16 protein-coding genes, 1 tRNA gene and 1 pseudogene are annotated in these 16,136 nt (G+C 55.1%); 7 read left to right on the top strand and 11 right to left on the bottom strand.

Going from position 1 to position 16,136, the window contains the following annotated elements; genetic code table 11:
- Positions 1–139: 139 nt before the first annotated feature.
- From opgB to OCH02_RS02010, 3 genes are all read left to right on the top strand, one after another.
- Entirely contained in the window at positions 140–2,443 is a 2,304-nt protein-coding gene (opgB, locus tag OCH02_RS02020) for a phosphatidylglycerol--membrane-oligosaccharide glycerophosphotransferase (RefSeq protein WP_261429538.1), read from the top strand.
- A 263-nt stretch (positions 2,444–2,706) separates the two neighbouring features.
- Complete coding sequence (locus OCH02_RS02015) at positions 2,707–4,167, top strand: AMP nucleosidase (RefSeq protein ID WP_261429537.1); 1,461 nt, start codon at positions 2,707–2,709, stop codon at positions 4,165–4,167.
- A gap of 118 nt (positions 4,168–4,285) precedes the next feature.
- Positions 4,286–5,203 (top strand): bestrophin family protein, encoded by a 918-nt coding sequence (locus OCH02_RS02010; RefSeq protein WP_261429536.1) that lies wholly within the window; start codon positions 4,286–4,288, stop codon positions 5,201–5,203.
- A gap of 16 nt (positions 5,204–5,219) precedes the next feature.
- Here the strand turns inward: OCH02_RS02010 and nac are convergent, their stop codons facing one another.
- Together nac and OCH02_RS02000 are read right to left on the bottom strand one after the other, a co-directional pair.
- On the bottom strand, positions 5,220–6,143 hold the full coding sequence (nac, locus tag OCH02_RS02005; protein WP_261429533.1) for a nitrogen assimilation transcriptional regulator NAC: 924 nt from the start codon (positions 6,141–6,143) through the stop codon (positions 5,220–5,222).
- Between the two features lie 85 nt (positions 6,144–6,228).
- A complete protein-coding gene (locus OCH02_RS02000) occupies positions 6,229–6,486 on the bottom strand; it encodes a hypothetical protein (protein WP_261429530.1) in 258 nt (85 codons plus the stop codon).
- 5 nt (positions 6,487–6,491) lie between these two features.
- Between OCH02_RS02000 and OCH02_RS01995 the strand changes: the two genes are divergently transcribed.
- Positions 6,492–6,567 (top strand) — tRNA-Asn (locus tag OCH02_RS01995).
- 161 nt (positions 6,568–6,728) lie between these two features.
- Positions 6,729–7,987 (top strand): annotated as a pseudogene (locus OCH02_RS01990) (tyrosine-type recombinase/integrase).
- Positions 7,988–8,504: 517 nt separating this feature from the next.
- Here the strand turns inward: OCH02_RS01990 and OCH02_RS01985 are convergent.
- Together OCH02_RS01985 and OCH02_RS01980 are read right to left on the bottom strand one after the other, a co-directional pair.
- A complete protein-coding gene (locus tag OCH02_RS01985) occupies positions 8,505–9,764 on the bottom strand; it encodes a cation:dicarboxylate symporter family transporter (RefSeq protein WP_261429529.1) in 1,260 nt (419 codons plus the stop codon).
- Between the two features lie 111 nt (positions 9,765–9,875).
- Positions 9,876–10,301 carry a VOC family protein gene (locus OCH02_RS01980; protein ID WP_050158504.1) on the bottom strand — a complete coding sequence of 142 codons (426 nt, stop codon included), beginning with the start codon at positions 10,299–10,301 and terminating at the stop codon, positions 9,876–9,878.
- Positions 10,302–10,503: 202 nt separating this feature from the next.
- Here OCH02_RS01980 and OCH02_RS01975 point away from each other — a divergent pair, with 202 nt between their 5' ends.
- Complete coding sequence (locus OCH02_RS01975) at positions 10,504–11,394, top strand: LysR substrate-binding domain-containing protein (RefSeq protein WP_261429528.1); 891 nt, start codon at positions 10,504–10,506, stop codon at positions 11,392–11,394.
- A 31-nt stretch (positions 11,395–11,425) separates the two neighbouring features.
- Here the strand turns inward: OCH02_RS01975 and OCH02_RS01970 are convergent, their stop codons facing one another.
- The 7 genes from OCH02_RS01970 to OCH02_RS01940 form a co-directional block, all read right to left on the bottom strand.
- Positions 11,426–12,034: a flavin reductase family protein gene (locus tag OCH02_RS01970; RefSeq protein ID WP_261429526.1), complete on the bottom strand. Its 609-nt coding sequence runs from the start codon at positions 12,032–12,034 to the stop codon at positions 11,426–11,428.
- Positions 12,035–12,054: 20 nt separating this feature from the next.
- Entirely contained in the window at positions 12,055–12,495 is a 441-nt protein-coding gene (locus OCH02_RS01965; protein WP_261429525.1) for an SRPBCC family protein, read from the bottom strand.
- Between the two features lie 11 nt (positions 12,496–12,506).
- Positions 12,507–13,169 carry an NAD-dependent dehydratase gene (locus OCH02_RS01960; RefSeq protein WP_050158510.1) on the bottom strand — a complete coding sequence of 221 codons (663 nt, stop codon included), beginning with the start codon at positions 13,167–13,169 and terminating at the stop codon, positions 12,507–12,509.
- A 1-nt stretch (position 13,170) separates the two neighbouring features.
- On the bottom strand, positions 13,171–13,830 hold the full coding sequence (locus OCH02_RS01955) for an SDR family oxidoreductase (RefSeq protein WP_261429524.1): 660 nt from the start codon (positions 13,828–13,830) through the stop codon (positions 13,171–13,173).
- Between the two features lie 46 nt (positions 13,831–13,876).
- A complete protein-coding gene (locus OCH02_RS01950) occupies positions 13,877–14,263 on the bottom strand; it encodes a nuclear transport factor 2 family protein (RefSeq protein WP_261429523.1) in 387 nt (128 codons plus the stop codon).
- A gap of 62 nt (positions 14,264–14,325) precedes the next feature.
- Positions 14,326–14,709 (bottom strand): nuclear transport factor 2 family protein, encoded by a 384-nt coding sequence (locus OCH02_RS01945; RefSeq protein WP_261429520.1) that lies wholly within the window; start codon positions 14,707–14,709, stop codon positions 14,326–14,328.
- Between the two features lie 35 nt (positions 14,710–14,744).
- Positions 14,745–15,359 carry a TVP38/TMEM64 family protein gene (locus tag OCH02_RS01940; protein ID WP_261429517.1) on the bottom strand — a complete coding sequence of 205 codons (615 nt, stop codon included), beginning with the start codon at positions 15,357–15,359 and terminating at the stop codon, positions 14,745–14,747.
- A 94-nt stretch (positions 15,360–15,453) separates the two neighbouring features.
- On the opposite strand from OCH02_RS01940, the gene OCH02_RS01935 reads away from it, so the two are divergent.
- Positions 15,454–16,086 (top strand): TetR/AcrR family transcriptional regulator, encoded by a 633-nt coding sequence (locus OCH02_RS01935; protein WP_050158517.1) that lies wholly within the window; start codon positions 15,454–15,456, stop codon positions 16,084–16,086.
- The last annotated feature ends 50 nt before the right edge of the window (positions 16,087–16,136 follow it).

Here is a 16,136-nt window from a genome sequence, read left to right as displayed (position 1 = left end):
CCGCGGCGGGGCAATGCAAACACGCATTGACCCTGATGCTTTCAATGCGCTATACCCTTCCTCTTTCGCGCTGTGCGCGGCTCAATAGCGTTTGTCAGAGCAGTTAAGATTCTCTTTTTAATCAGACAGGGTACGGTGGATGGTTTCAGCATTAATTTCGTTTGCACTTTTTTTAGCCTCAATTCTTATCTACCGGACCCGGGCCGCTGCCAACCGCTGGTGGCTTGCCGCCCTGCTGACGCTGCTGGGCAGCTATCTGATCCTTAACGTGGTGCTGATCGCCAGTAACTACTTTACCGGCGACGGCATTACCGATGCCGTGCTCTACACCCTGACCAGCAGCCTGAAAGGCGCAGGCGTCGGCAAATACCTGCTGCCATTTATCGGCCTGCTGGCGGTGCTGGCACTGATCTTCGCCGTGTTGACCTGGAGCCTGATGCGGCGCAAGGCAAAAAGCAGCAGCGTGGTTTACAGCGTGCTCGCCGTGCTGCTGGCGCTGTTTTCCGTCGGCACCACCCCGGCCTTTCAGGATATTTCCCTGCTGGTCAGAAGTCAGATTAGCGGTGATACCGCCGACTTTGATACCTATTACAAAGCGCCGAAAAAGAGCGTGCAGGGTAAAGCGCCGAACCTGGTGTATATTTATGCCGAAAGCCTGGAAAGAACCTATCTGGATGCGGATCTCTTCCCCAGCCTGGCCGACGAACTGAACCAGCACCGTGCAAACAGTATCGATTTCAGCAACACTCAACAGTTGCCCGGCACCGGCTATACCATTGCCGGAATGGTGTCCTCGCAGTGCGGTATCCCGCTATTTGCCCCCTTTGACGGTAATGCCTCCAGCGCCGTTTCCACCTTTTATCCGGAAAACGTCTGCCTGGGCGACGTGCTGAAATCCGCCGGCTACGACAACTATTTTTATCAGGGTGCCGAGCTGGCCTTCGCGGGCAAAGATACCTTCCTGAAATCGCACGGCTTTGACCATGCTTACGGCTTTAAAGAATTGCGCGGGCAGGTCAGCGACCCGAGCTACAAAAATGACTGGGGTTGGTACGACGATACCGTGCTGGATCTGGTGTTCGACAAGTTTGTCGAGCTGTCGAAACAGGATAAAAAGTTCTCGCTGTTTGCGCTGACCGTCGACACCCATCACCCGGACGGTTTTATCTCCGCCAGTTGCAGCAAAAAGTCGTTCAGTTGGCAGAACAAAGAAAACCGCTCGCTAAGCGCGGTGGCCTGCAGCCAGCAGCATATCGCGGCGCTGATCGACAAAATCAAAGCGTCCGAGTACTTCAAAAATACCGTTATCGTGGTGTCTTCGGATCACCTGGCGATGAACAACACCGCCTATGACATTTTGACCAAACAGAAACGCCGCAACCTGTTCTTTATTATCGACGGGACTCACCCGCAGACCGCGCTGCACAACGAGAAGCGCAGCACGCTGGACAACGGTGCCACGGTGCTGGATGTGATGGGCGGTGATAACTACATTGGCCTTGGCCGCAGCAGCCTGTCCAGTCCGACGCTAGCGACGGTGTTCCTGAATATCGATGAGAAAATCAACGCCTGGAAACCGGCGGTGGTAAAGCAATGGGGCTTCCCGAACAGCATCGGCAACTTTAACCTGGATAACCAGGGTAGCCGTTTTAGCTTCTCTGGCATCACCTTTAAGGTGCCGTTTATCCTGAAGGTGACGGACAATAAAATTGAGCCGATGTTTAACGTCTATCTGTCCACGCCGCTGAAAAAACAGCTCGCCGGTTTGGGGGCGGGTGAAAAATTCGTCTGGGTCGACAAGTGCTATGAAATTGGCCGGGTGTGGGCGCCTGAACTGGCGCTGAGCACCGAGACCTGCGTTGCCTCAGGCAATCTGGCCGCCCCACCGCACATCGTGCAGGCCAAAGGGGGCAACTATCGTGGCAAGGTCAACTTTAGCAGCCCAGAGGCGGACAGCGTGGCTGCTTATCAAAATGCCGTCGAGCGGCTGAAAGTGGACGATTCAGCGGTTAAATATCACGCAGATGCCATCGCCTTTATGCTGCCGGGTATGCCGGAACAGGTTAAGGCGATTACCGGTGTTGCCGCCGTCGAGGACTGGGGCCGCTGGTCGGACGCCAATCTGGCACCGACGGTGAACATCGACTATGTCGACCCACTGCCTTCGGCCTTTGATCTGGTGCTGCGCGCACGCGCCTATGGCAAAAACGTCGGCGAACCGATTTCGGTACGCGTCGGTGACCAGGAGCAGTTTGTGACGCTCAGCGAGCAGGACACCACCGTGACGCTGCGTTTTGATAACCCTGGCGGTGCGCAGAACATCAGCATCACGCCACCGGCACCGACCGAGCCGCAGGAAGGGGCCAGCGGCGGCTTTACGCCGAAAAAACTGGGTATTGGCCTGGTCTCGCTGAAGGTCGAACAAGCCGTCCCCGCCTCCTGATAATCACCTGATAAGGGCTAAACCTGTAGGGGTCGAACATGTTCGACCCGATTTAACCCATTGATTATGCTCCAGGGCGCAGCAGGCAGCGCCCCTACCATGAAACAACGAAGCACGTTGTCTACGGCCTAAGGGGCGAATTTATTCGCCCCTTACCCTTTCTCAAAAGCTTTTGCGCCCATCTTCAGCTAACCTGTTGCTGTGAATTGATTTCGGCATCCGCCTGCCTCCCGCCACAGAGCCGGGAGAACCAAGGAGAAAGTATGATCAGTCAGCAATCCGGCACCGGCCTTACCCCCGCGCAGGCGATCGATAAACTGGAAGCGCTGTATGACGCCTCGGTTGAAGCACTGCGTCAGGCAGTGGGCGACTTTATCAGCCATAGCGGCCTGCCCGACATGCAGGCTCGCGCCAGCGGGCTGTTTGTTTACCCGGAACTGCGCGTCAGTTGGGACGGCGCCTCGCCCGGGCAAACCAAAACTCGCGCCTACGGCCGTTTCACCCATACCGGCTGCTACACCACCACCATTACCCGTCCGCAGCTGTTTCGCCACTATCTGACCGAACAATTGACCCTGCTGGCGAATGAGTACAATGCGCATATCGAAGTGCGGCCATCACAACAGGAAATTCCCTTCCCCTACGTGATTGACGGCTCCAACCTGATGCTGGATCGCTCCATGAGCGCCAGCCTGGCACAGCATTTCCCCACCACCGAGTTGGCGCAAATTGGCGATGAAACCGCTGATGGCCTGTTCCACGCCACCAGTACCTTTCCGCTTTCGCATTTTGACGCACTGCGGGCCGATTTTTCGCTGGCGCGGCTACGGCACTACACCGGCACGCCGGTAGAACATTTTCAACCCTTCGTGCTGTTCACCAACTACACCCGCTATGTGGATGAGTTTGTCCGCTGGGCCTGCGCCGAGATAGCCGATCCGGCCAGCCCCTATATTGCGCTGTCCAGTGCCGGTGGCATCTATATCACCCCGGAAACCACCGCGCCGGACCAGGCAGTGTCCGATCTGGCCTGGAAGAACCACCAGATGCCGGCCTACCACCTGATTTCTCGCACCGGCCAGGGCATCACTCTGATCAATATCGGCGTCGGCCCGTCCAACGCCAAAACCATCTGCGACCATCTGGCGGTGTTGCGCCCCAGTGCCTGGCTGATGATCGGCCACTGCGGCGGCCTGCGTGAAAGCCAGTCGATTGGCGACTACGTGCTGGCCCACGCCTACCTGCGCGACGATCACGTGCTGGATTCGGTACTGCCGCCGGACATCCCAATCCCCAGCATTGCCGAAGTACAGCGCGCGCTGTATGACGCCACCAAAATGGTCAGCGGCATGCCCGGCGAAGAGGTTAAACAACGCCTGCGTACCGGGACCGTGGTCACCACCGACGATCGCAACTGGGAACTGCGCTATTCCGCCTCGGCGCTGCGCTTTAACCTGAGCCGCGCAGTGGCGGTAGATATGGAAAGCGCCACCATCGCGGCTCAGGGTTACCGGTTCCGGGTGCCTTACGGCACATTGCTGTGCGTGTCCGACAAACCGCTGCACGGCGAAATTAAACTGCCTGGGCAGGCCAACCGCTTTTATGAAGGCGCGATCTCGGAACATCTGCAGATCGGCATTTGCGCTATCGACCTGCTGCGCGCAGAAGGCGATCGGCTGCATTCCCGCAAGCTGCGCACCTTTAACGAGCCGCCGTTCCGTTAACGGCAGATGACTAAAGCCCGCGCTGCGGGCTTTTTAACTTTTAACGCACAGACCGTTGATGAACACACCGTAAATCTGTTACAACAGCGGCTTCTATCCCCCAGTCATTACCACTCTTATGATTGTCAGACCTCAGCAACACTGGTTCAGACGACTTTTCGTTTGGCACGGTTCGGTGCTCTCCAAAATTCTGTTTCGTCTTAGCCTTAACGTGGCGATGTCGATCGTCGCGGTACTGTGCTTCCAGTGGTACGAACATCTGGGTGTTAAACTCACTCTGGCTCCCTTCAGCCTGCTGGGCGTGGCGATTGCTATCTTTCTCGGCTTTCGCAACAGCGTCAGCTATGCGCGGTTCACCGAGGCGCGGTTGCTGTGGGGCGGGTTGTTAATTGTTCAACGCTCGCTGCTGCGGCAGATTAAAAGCCTGCTGCCGCAACAAGATCAGGCCGCGCGTGAGTTTGCCGCCCTGCTGATGGCGTTTAGCTACTGCCTGAAACACCAGCTGCGCGGCAGCGATAGCAGCGAGGATCTGCAGCGTCTGCTGCCCAATGCCGACCTGCACGCCATTAAAAACAGCGCTTCCCCCTGCAACCGGCTGTTGTTGATGATGGGCCAATGGCTCGGTGAGAAACGGCAATCGGCTCAGTTGTCAGACGTACTTTTTCATAGCATTGACCAGAACCTCAACCGGCTGTCGGAGATCCTCGGTGGCTGCGAACGCATTGCCAATACGCCGATCCCCTTTGCCTACAGCCTGATCGTTCACCGTACCGTCTACCTGTTCTGCACCCTGCTGCCTTTCGCGCTGGTGCCGGATCTGCACTACATGACGCCGCTGGTTTCGGTATTTATTTCCTACACCTTTATCTCGCTGGACTCCCTGGCAGAAGAGCTGGAAGATCCATTCGGCATCGCCGCCAACGATCTGCCGCTCAATGCCATGTGTAATGCGATTGAGATCAACCTGCGCGAAATGAATGACGAGACGGATTTACCCGCCGCCACCCAGCCGGACAGCCGTTACCAACTTAGCTAATCGAATTCGACCTGATTTATTGCACCAACGCCAGTACGCGTTTTTCCTGACTGCGGCTGGCGGCAATTGACAGCAGGATCTCCTTCACCACCAGCGCCGGGGCCGACAGAGATTGCTGGCCGGAAATGCACAGCGAAAGCGGCACGTTCAATGACGGAGCATTGATACGCGCCATCCATGCCTTGGCCGGGCCAATCATCGCGCGCGCCACCGACTCTGGCAAAATGGTGGCCCCCAAACCGCTGGCGATAGCCGCACTCAAGGTGCCAGGCGATTCAATTTCACCAATCACGTTGGCCGTTAACTTGCGTATCGCCATGGCTTCATCCACCTGGCTGCGTACCACGTCGCCCTCACGCGGCAAAAATAAATTCAGCCGCGCAACGTCCAGCAGCTCCACGCTGTTGCCAGGGTTTGGCACCGCACGCGTCGCCACCAGATAGAGATCTTCGCGCATTAACGCCGTGGCCTGCAAACCTGCGGGCATTTTAGCGCCGTAGATCACCGCCATATCCAGATTTTGGTTAGCGACCTGGCCGGCCAGCGTCGAGCCAATATTCTCATTCAGACTGAGCAAAATACCCGGATGCCGATCGCGTACCGCCTGCAACAGCGGCAACGCCAATTGTGACGCCAGACTGCCCGGCGCCAGCCCGACAGAGACCTGCCCGCTCATCGCCTGCCCGGCACTATTGACCGCACTTTGCGCCTGTTCGCACTGGCGCAAAATAGTCTGGGCATGGGTATAAAGAATGTTACCGGCTTCGGTAGGCTGTACCCCGCGCTTGGTGCGGATAAGCAACTGCTGTTTCAGTTCCCCTTCCAGCGTCGCCAATTGTTGGCTAAGTGCCGGTTGAGCGATATGCAGCACTTCTGCCGCCTGGGTCAGGCTGCCGATGTCGACGATTTTCACGAAATACTTAAGACGTCTGAAATTCATACTGCCTCCGTCATGCCACTTGGCTGGGTTAAGATAAACCACAGCAAGATCCGGGCCAGACAGACGGAATAAGAGAAAGCGGAAACTAATTGACGGAAAAACAAGAAAAAATGATATTGGCGTCGGTAGTGACGTTCCCCTCACTGGCGGAAAACCACCAAAGCCTGCACCAGCATAAAGCATGGCGGCGAGGATAAGTGGCAAAGCCTGAACCACTGCGCAGCAGTGCAGCAATAAAAGCCATAAAAAGCAGCAGGTTGAATAATCTTGCAGCAAACGAAACATCAAGGCCTTTTCTGACTTTACAAGCCGGGTCCACCTCGTTATTATTCGCCCCGTTCACACGATTCCTCTGTAGTTCAGTCGGTAGAACGGCGGACTGTTAATCCGTATGTCACTGGTTCGAGTCCAGTCAGAGGAGCCATATTTATGTTTTCATGCATCTTCACGAATCTTTATACGATTTAGATTCAACAAGTTAGTGTGAAAAGCCTTCCCGATGCATTTTCATTTCCCCCTCCGCATCGGGCAAGATTGGTGGTCTGATTTGGGGTCATTTCAGTTCGATTATGGAGTGACCACCATATGTCTCTGAACGACACTAAAATCCGCAGCTTAAAACCATCCGCTAAACCTTTCAAAGTTTCCGATTCTCATGGCCTGTACCTTTTAGTCAATCCAGGCGGTTCACGTCTCTGGTATCTCAAATATCGTTTCAATGGTAAAGAATCCCGCCTCGGCTTAGGTGCCTATCCCGATGTTTCTCTGGCTTACGCCCGACAGCAACGTGATGGCATACGCAAGCTGCTGACGCAGAATATCAATCCATCACAGCAACGTATCGCAGAGAAAGCTGCCCGCTCACCGGAAAAAACATTTAAGCACGTTGCATTGAGCAGGCATAAAAGCAACAGAACATGGTCAGAGAACCACGCCTCCCGTCTGCTTGCCAGCATGAACAATCATATATTTCCTGTGATTGGACACTTGCCAGTAGCTGAACTGAAACCTCGTCACTTTATCGACCGGCTGAAAGGCATTGAGCAAAAAGGTCTGCTGGAAGTCGCAGCACGTACCCGGCAGCATATGTGCAACATCATGCGTCATGCCGTGCATCAGGGAATGATTGAGAGCAATCCGGCGTCGAATCTCGAAGGTATCATCGTAGCACCAGTTAAACGACACTACCCAGCCCTTCCCCTTGAACGACTACCCGAACTATTGAGTCGAATTGATGGCTATCGTCAGGGACGCGAATTAACCCGGCTGGCAGTATCACTCGCCCTGCACCTTTTTATCCGCTCTAGCGAACTGCGTTTCGCACGTTGGTCTTAGATCGATATCAGAAACAAAATCTGGACCATTCCAGCCACACGCGAAGCTATCCCTGGTGTCCGCTATTCTGGGCGTGGTGCAAAAATGCGCACTCCACATATCGTTCCACTCTCCCGTCAGTCCATCACTATTCTTAAACAAATACGGGAAATATCCGGGCATCAGGAGCTGATTTTTCCAAGTGACCATAATCCGTATAAACCAATGTGTGAAAACACGGTCAACAAGGCGTTGCGTCTGATGGGCTATGACACGAAAAATGAAATCTGCGGCCACGGATTTCGAGCGATTGCCTGTAGTGCTCTGATGGAATCAGGACTGTGGGTGCAGGATGCCGTGGAACGTCAGATGAGCCATCAGGAACGTAATAGCGTTCGAGCAGCTTCATCCATAAAGCGGAATATCTTGATGCCCGTAACGCGATGATGCAGTGGTGGTCAGATTATCTGGATGCATGCCGGGATGCTTTTCTGCCTCCTTATATATGGAACGGATTGCAGAAAAGATAAATATCCTAATCAGGAATATCAGTAATTGACCAATACAATAAAAGCAGAGCTGGTCATTTAGTGCTCTGCTTTTTATATTAACATAATGTTTTAAACAGGCCTTCTCACATTGCTCAAAACAAATTAAATCGTAACGTTGACTTAGTGTTGGTGGATTCTTTGTCTTTGAGTCTGCGGTTGGAAAAGTTTGATGTGGTTTGTCCCCGCTGTTCAGAAACGAATAGTGGAACCTGAAACGGTCATTCCAGTACCGGTTTATCTATCAGGTGAAACTCGACCAGTACATTTCCATTTGCTCCGCCATCGGGAACGCGCTTCCCTGCGCCATGCCACTCACTGCCAGCGTCCCTTTCATTTCTCGATTCAGCCGACTTTTGCCGCGATCCAGTGAACCCAGCTCATGCAGGCCGGCGGCGCTGATATTAACAGCATCGGCAAAAAGATAACGGTCCAGTAAACACCTATATAAGCCTTCTAAATGCTGAAGGGAACAGACAACGTTCCCTTTACTGACATATCAGTGCTTGTTTAATTCGGCGTGTGCGCCGGTAACCGGCTCGGTTGCTTTTTCCCACCGGTTAATGACCAGCGGGGCCACAATATTTCCCAGCACGTTTAGCGTTGTGGTTCCGCTGTCGATAATGCGGAAAATACCAGCTATCAGCGCAACAGCATCAAGCGGAAGCCCTGCAGAGGCAAGAGTGGCAGAAAGAATGAGGATGGCAAAACCCGGTACGCCTGCGGCCCCCTTTGAGGTCAGCACCATGGTGACAACCAGGATAATCTGCTGCATCAGCGTCAGATCGATACCGTAAAGCTGCGCGACAAATATGGTTGCTACACCGAGAAATATCGATGCCCCGTCCAGATTAAAGGCATAACCAACCGGCACGACAAAACTGACGATACGGCCCGGCACGCCGTAGCGCTCCAGCTTATACATCAGCTGAGGCATAACGGCTGCTGAAGCGGCGCTTGAAAAGGCCAGTACCAGCTCCTGACGGAAATGTTTCGCCAGTTTAAAGACGTTCTCACCGATAAGAGCACAGATACCGCCCAGCACGATCAGGGCAAATAATATCAGGCCCAGATACACCGTGCCGACAAGCTTGAGGAGCGGCAGAAGCGAGGCGAAGCCGAAAGTCGAAACGGTAGCGCCAATCATGCCGAATACGCCAACCGGGGCGTAGGCCATGACGATAGCAACCACCCGAAACATGCCGTCTGATACGCTTTGCAGGACGCTGAGGATCGGGGCCGTTTTCTCGCGTGGAAGGCCATTGAGCGCAAGACCAAACAGAACAGCAAAAAACAGCACCGACAGCAGTTTGCCCTCTGAGAGCGCAACAAACAGATTATCCGGAACAATGTTCTGTAGGATCACCAGCGCACCGCGTGCCGGCTCCATCTTCATATGCCCTTCACCGTGTGCCATTCCCTGTATACTGGTGCCTTCTCCCGGTGCAATCAGGTTGGCCAGCACCAGTCCGAAAACGATTGCTATCCCGGTGACGGTAAAGAAATATCCCAGCGATTTCACGCCCATCCTGCCAAAGGATTTATTATCGCCACTTCCGGTAATACCCAGGATCATGCAACAGAAGACAATTGGCACCACGACCATTTTCATCATCTTGATAAAAATATCGCCGAGCGGCTTGAGAATTTCGTGACTGACCCACTGCTGATATTCGGGATGCGTGTTGAAATACCATCCCACCACGATCCCCAGTAAAAGGCCGATAACTATCTGCCAAACCAGTGTTATTTTTTTCATGTCCAGCCCTCAGATTAAACAGGGCAACCTCTGCCAGAAAGCTGCAGAAGTCACGCGAGATACATTCGGGTGAAAAGAGAGGTGGCACGACCTGAAGCCGTGCTCAGAGTATTATTTTGCGAAAAGCTGACTGATATCTTTAAACGCCTTAAATTCCAGCGCGTTACCGCAGGGGTCAAACAGGAACATCGTGGCCTGTTCCCCGACCAGCCCCTTAAAGCGGATGTAGGGCTCAATAACAAATTGGGTGTCGAACGATTTAAGGCGTTCAGCCAGCGCCTCCCATTCGTCCCACTTCAGCACAATGCCAAAATGCGGCACCGGCACGTCATGACCGTCAACGGGATTTGAATGCACGCTTTCCTGAGACGCCGTTTTAGGATGCTCATGGATCACCAACTGATGACCATAAAAATCAAAGTCTACCCACTGCTCGCTCGAACGCCCCTCGCTCAGTCCGAACACCTCACCGTAAAAATGGCGGGTTGCCTTCAGGTCATACACAGGAATTGCCAGATGAAAGGGAGAAAGGCTCATTAATACATCCTCATAAGAAAGTCGCGGCCTTCTGGCTGCTGAAAATCGGATTGATATTGAGTAATGCAACGCGCTGAGCCAGAACGGCGTCTGGTGTGACATTAACATTACCGTCACAAAGGAGATTATAAATAATTTTCATTGATTAAAATCAATATTTATCATCGTATAATACAAATTATATTTGTGTATTGGGTGGCTTATGATCCGTGAACTGAAGACGTTTTTGATGGTGGCAAAAGAGGGAACCTTCGCGGCGGCGGGGAATAAAATCGGTCTCACGCAGGCTGCTGTCAGCGCCCAGATGCAGCGTCTTGAAGCGGACTTAAACTTTCCGCTGTTTGACCGGTCAGGGAGAAATGCACGCCTCAACCAGAAAGGGCTGCAGCTCGTCACCCAGGCGCAGGAATTGCTGACGCTGTATGACGGTCTGGGCGAGAGGCTGACCCGGGCTATTCCCGGCAAAATCGTGACGATTGGCGCCATTGCTTCCGTACAGCGCACCCTGCTTCCGGACGCGCTGACGTTGTTCAGTAAGCAGAGCTCCGGGTGTCGCACCCGCGTGATACCGGGGCTGTCGATGGATCTCATTAATCTCGTTGACGCCGGTGAAATAGACATGGCCGCCGTCCTGAAACCGCCTTTCGCCCTGCCGCAGGGCCTGCAGTGGAGCGCGCTGGCCCATGAGCCTTTTCATCTCATCGTGCCGAAAGGTGTCGCGGGCGATGATATCGCGGGGCTAATCAGAGAACAGCCATTTATTCGCTACGATCGTTCCTCCTTCGGCGGACGCCTGGTGGATCGTTTTCTGAGAGAGATGGACATAACGGTCACTGAAATCTGTGAAGTCGACGAACTGGAGGCCATCCTTAAGCTGGTCAGTAACGGTGTGGGCGTCGCCCTTATGCCCCAGATTGCCGCCTGGCACCGCTGGCCATCATCGGTCAGGGCGCTCAGTCTGGGGCAGAACATTTTTTATCGGGATGTGGGGCTGGTTCACCGGCCGCTTGAACGCCTTGACGATGACGTCAGGCGCATTTCTGAGCTGATTATCATGCAGGCAAGGCGGGACAGCCTGCGCAAGCCCCGTTAAATCCCGTCACGGACGTTCTTGCTTTTAACGATCAGCCCTGCGGAGCGCCCGGGGTTGTCACCGGCGCGCCGGCGATGTTGATCGCATCTCCGGTCGTGTAGAAGTGACCGCCAGCAATATAGTGCAGGCTGCGCCAGTCTGCCGGCAGTTGCTCAAACTGCCAGTGGCCGTCCCGGAAGACGCGGCTGTCAGCCCATGCCGCCTTTATCTCGCCAATAAACAGATCGTAGGTTTGCTGAGTATGGGCCTCGGGGATAAGCTCGCAGTATAGCCATGCGGCGCATCCTGATACCAACGGCACGTCAGTGCCGGGCAGGTTAAACAGAGAGGCGCCTGACCGCGGGATCTTATCCGCTTCGCTGTGCAGGGTGTGTGAGCCAAGGTGATAAACCATTTCTGCCTGAGACGCGAGCGGCACCTGGATCACAAATGACCGGCTCTGCTCGATAAGGCCGCGGGTAAAGGCCGTCTTATCCAGTACGACGGTAAGACGCGCAGGTTGGTAATCCAGCGCGCACACCCAGGATGCCGCCATGACGTCTTCGATGCCGTCATGACGGGCAGACACAAGGGTGACCGGGCCGTGATTTATCAGGCGGTATGCCTTTGCCGGCTCTACCGCTTTTATAAACTCATTCATCTTGCTGCTCCGCTGAAGTTTTAACGGCCTTCAATAAAGTCAGCCAGGCTCCGGTGCCCTGACATAATCAGTTCCTGGACGATGGCCGTCATCTCCGGCGCTTTCTCGCGTGCGCGCGCCTCAAAACTGGCCTGCCAGACAATAACCGTTTCATCCCGTCCGGTCAGGGGAATAAGGCTGACGGTCGCCACATAGTCATCAACAGGCAGCGGCGATTCGATAAAGCGATAAGAAAAAGCCTGACGCGTTTCATCAACCATCAGCAGTTGCTCACGAAGAATGTCCCCGTTCTCCAGCACCAGCCTGCGCTTGCAGCCCGGCAGCCCGTCCGGCTGATGGTCATCAATTTCACTGCTGCGGATCGCCGGGTGCCATTCACTGATACGGCCAAACTGGCGGAGCGTTTGCCATACCCGGTTCGCATCAGCGGCGACGGTGGCGTTAAATTTTACGACTGACATAGCGATGCCTTTTATTGTGTTGCGCGTTTTCCGGCCATGTCGGCCGCGCGAATGATGTAAATGCCCGGCTGCGGATTCAGCGCAGACTGTATAAGGCGGGCGGCGATTTCTGCTGCCGGGTTGAGACGCCACCGGCCCGGTAACAGCGGTGCGAAAACCTGAAGGGCGAGTTTCAGCGCCATTTCCCCCGGGCGCACCTCTTTCCTGGCCCCCCCGATAACGCCGGGCCGGACGAAGGTCAGCGAACGGAAATTCGCCTGCAAGAGTGCCTGCTCAAGCTCTCCTTTTACGCGGTTATAAAAAAAGCGCGAATCCGGATCTGCCCCGGCAGCCGAGGTCAGGGCAAAGGTTGAGGCCCCCAGGCTCTGCGCCAGGTGGGCAAATGCCAGCGGATAGTCGTAATCAACCTGCCGGAAGGCGTCCCTGCTTCCGGCTTTGTGCATCGTGGTGCCAAGTGCGCAGATCGCCGCGTCCACCCTTCCTTCCTGCACGCAGGTGCGCATATCCTCAAAACTGATTTGGGGATTGATAAGCGTTTTTCCGCCGGCAGCGTACGGAGGAAGTGGCTTTCGCGTGGGGGCGATAATGACACTGACAGAGGGATTGGCCAGCGCCTGGCGAAGGACATGGCCGCCCACCAGCCCGGTTGCACCCAGCAGCAACAGGCGACTCACCTTACCGGCCCGCCATTTTCTGCACGGCTTCCCGAACCGGAACCTCCCCGGCAGTCAGCTCGATAATGATGCGACTGACGCCGGGCTGTTCAATGACTTCAGCCAGGGTGGCCGCCACATCATCACGGGAAACATCCCCATAAGGAATAGCGAGGCCCGCATGGACAAGGCCCGTGCCGGGCTGGTCCCGCAGCGTGCCAGGTCGTAATATCACCCAGTCGAGAGCGCTTTGCGCCAGCGCCACGTCGGCCATTTTTTTGACGCGCATATAGTTCTCGAACGTGTCAGACACTGACTGACCCCGTGCGGCCTCCGGGAATGCGGAAACCAGCAGAAAGCGCGACACCCGGGCCTTCAGGGCAGCGGCAACGGCGGTTTTCAGCCCCTCGCCATCTACCGCATTGGTCATTTCCTGGCCGCCCTTGCCGCCGGCCCCGGCCGTAAATACCACCACCTCACTGCCTGTCAGGTATGCAGCCAGCGCATCCTCATCCAGCTCGGTCAGGCTTCCTCTGACCGGCTCAGCCCCCTGCTGACGTAATAACGTTTCCTGCTCTGGTTTGCGGCACAGCGCCCGGACATCATGTCCGTTATCCGAAAGGATCCTGCTCAGGCGCCTGCCTATCTGGCCTGCGCCACCAATAATGAAAACACGGGTCATTAGGTTCTCCTTGCCCTGTCATGAGGCGGCGGTAATCGCCGCGTTATCAACCTTCAAACTGATGATACACTTTGGCGATCACCTGCCAGCGTCCGTCAATCTTAATCAGGGTCAGATAATCGTTATAGTCCGCACCTATAGCGTCATTTTCCATATCAACCCGCACCACTGCGGTCGTCGGCGTGATAGCCAGCACATCGAGGCGGGTTACGATATCCGGCGCGCTGCCGTTCTCGCGAACAAAGGCGTACAGGTTCTCCACCGGCCCGCCCAGCAGCCTGCCGTTGGTAAAGCCGTACATCACCGCATCGTTATGAAAGGCTTCCGCCACCGTTTCAGCTTCACCGGTGCGCAGTCCGTCAACGTATCTCTCAGCCGTTTCCGTGACAGCCCGGTAATCGGCAGTGGGTACCGCTTTGACATTTTTACTCATCTTACTTTCCTCTTATTGGCAGCATGCAGGAACTGCACGCTGCATCAGTCAACGGGCCGTTATCAGGGTGCGACGTGGGTGTGGTAAATCTTGCTGACCACGGTCCAGCGACCGTTCACCTTCAGAAGGTTGAAAAAGTCAGTGAAGCGAAAGCCCGAAATGTCGTCAGTGTCGATGCGGGCACTGGCCGCCGTCCCCACGATATCTACACGCACAATGGCCGCTTTGGCTTCGGGTGAAGGACGGAAGGCGGTATCTATGGTGTCAAACAGCCCCTGAATCGGACCTCCGCTGAGATGGCCGTTCCCGTCAACGCCGAAAATAGTCGCCTTATCGCTAAAGGCGGGCTTCATCAGTTCACTCTTCGCCTGCTTACCGCCTTCGTTGTACTGATTAAGCACGTCTACGATGGCGTTATATTCCTGCACGTAGGTTGTGTCGCTCATGTTTATGTCTCCGTTTTAATAAACCGGGTATCCGTTCAGATACCCATTTTTCGTCTGATGCACCGTTGCAGCAGATAAAGCAATACCAGGCCCAGCGCGGCGACCGCCGCACCGGTTAACACACCGGTGTTCTGCATCATTTCCAGGGGTGAAAAATCCCCCCGCGCAAGCACCCCCATGTCTGATACGGTGGCACCCGCACTGGCGTAGATAAAGGTTCCCGGAATAAGGCCGGGCATCGTGGCAGCCAGATATTTTTTAAAATGCATGCCGCTCGCCCCCAGCCCATAGTTCAGGGGCGCAAACGGCACCACTGAGCTCAGACGGAGCAACAGAACAAGCACAATGCCATTGTGCTGCGCCAGGGAAAGCACCCTGCTCAGGTTGGTGCTCCTGGCGGCCACCTTCGCAACATGCGGAAAGAGGCGGCTCCTGGCCAGCCCAAAAGCCAGCAATGAAGAGGTGATACCGGCCAGCAGGGCTATCAGCGTTCCGCCCGTGGCACCAAACAGCCATCCCGACAGTGCAGTCAGTAATGAGGCCGGGAAAAACAGTAGCGTGGCCGCGACAAAAACGGCGAAAAACAGCACCGCCCCCACCCCGCCAGCAGCCTGAAGATAGAGACTCAGAGATGAGATAAGGTTCGCCATCAATTTCCTGTATTTTGTAGTGACCGCTATGTAATGATATTATTGTATAGTGATCACTACGTAAACTGTCAAGCGAATCATTGAGACCCCCTGCATGAAAAATCGCGATGTACCCGAAGCCGTGGAAAAACCTAAAGGCAGGCCGCGCAGCTTTGACCGTGACAAGGCGCTGCTCAAGGCTCTGGATCTGTTCTGGCGTAAAGGCTTTGAGCCGGCGTCGGTTGCCGAACTCTGTGCCGCAATGGAAATCAATCCGCCCAGCCTGTATGCAGCCTTCGGCAATAAGGCAAAACTGTTCCTTGAGGCGGTAAATTACTACGAGCGGGTATACTGGAAAGCGACCTGGGAGCGGCTCGAACAGACGCCGGACATCACTCAGGCCATTGATCGATTCTTCAGCGAAGCGGCAGAGATACTGCTCTCACCCTCAGCACCCTGTGGCTGCATGGTGGTACTTGCGGCGATTAATGTCTCAGCGGACTCGACCGATGTCATCAGGGCGGTCAGCGTTCTCCGGCAGGAGGGAAAAGACCTGTTTGAAAAACGGCTGGGCAGAGCGGTGCGGGAAAATCAGCTGCCTGCGGGAACAAATACCGCTGCCCTGGCTACCGTTCTGAATACGTTGCTTGAAGGGATGTCAATTGAAGCGAAAGACGGCGCCACGCCCGAAAGCCTGAAGCTGACCGGACAGCACGCCATCAGGCTGCTGCCGCCGCTGAATGCCTGAACGCACGAAATGCCACACAACATAACTAGACGACCGGTCAGTTTTTTACT

Source organism: Serratia quinivorans (genome assembly GCF_946227985.1).
GTDB lineage: Bacteria > Pseudomonadota > Gammaproteobacteria > Enterobacterales > Enterobacteriaceae > Serratia > Serratia quinivorans_A.
Note: the sequence above shows the minus strand (reverse complement) of the source record. Positions and strands in the feature narration are given on the sequence as shown.

Bases quoted from the DNA above. Each gene is read 5' to 3' on its own strand.
- OCH02_RS01985 (WP_261429529.1), bottom strand. From the start codon at position 9,764: ATGAAAAAAATAACACTGGTTTGGCAGATAGTTATCGGCCTTTTACTG.
- nac (WP_261429533.1), bottom strand. From the start codon at position 6,143: ATGAATTTCAGACGTCTTAAGTATTTCGTGAAAATCGTCGACATCGGC.
- OCH02_RS01965 (WP_261429525.1), bottom strand. From the start codon at position 12,495: ATGTCAGTCGTAAAATTTAACGCCACCGTCGCCGCTGATGCGAACCGG.
- OCH02_RS01940 (WP_261429517.1), bottom strand. From the start codon at position 15,359: ATGGCGAACCTTATCTCATCTCTGAGTCTCTATCTTCAGGCTGCTGGC.
- OCH02_RS01945 (WP_261429520.1), bottom strand. From the start codon at position 14,709: ATGAGCGACACAACCTACGTGCAGGAATATAACGCCATCGTAGACGTG.
- OCH02_RS01975 (WP_261429528.1), top strand. From the start codon at position 10,504: ATGATCCGTGAACTGAAGACGTTTTTGATGGTGGCAAAAGAGGGAACC.
- OCH02_RS01935 (WP_050158517.1), top strand. From the start codon at position 15,454: ATGAAAAATCGCGATGTACCCGAAGCCGTGGAAAAACCTAAAGGCAGG.
- OCH02_RS01970 (WP_261429526.1), bottom strand. From the start codon at position 12,034: ATGAATGAGTTTATAAAAGCGGTAGAGCCGGCAAAGGCATACCGCCTG.
- OCH02_RS01980 (WP_050158504.1), bottom strand. From the start codon at position 10,301: ATGAGCCTTTCTCCCTTTCATCTGGCAATTCCTGTGTATGACCTGAAG.
- OCH02_RS01955 (WP_261429524.1), bottom strand. From the start codon at position 13,830: ATGACCCGTGTTTTCATTATTGGTGGCGCAGGCCAGATAGGCAGGCGC.
- OCH02_RS02015 (WP_261429537.1), top strand. From the start codon at position 2,707: ATGATCAGTCAGCAATCCGGCACCGGCCTTACCCCCGCGCAGGCGATC.
- OCH02_RS02010 (WP_261429536.1), top strand. From the start codon at position 4,286: ATGATTGTCAGACCTCAGCAACACTGGTTCAGACGACTTTTCGTTTGG.
- opgB (WP_261429538.1), top strand. From the start codon at position 140: ATGGTTTCAGCATTAATTTCGTTTGCACTTTTTTTAGCCTCAATTCTT.
- OCH02_RS01950 (WP_261429523.1), bottom strand. From the start codon at position 14,263: ATGAGTAAAAATGTCAAAGCGGTACCCACTGCCGATTACCGGGCTGTC.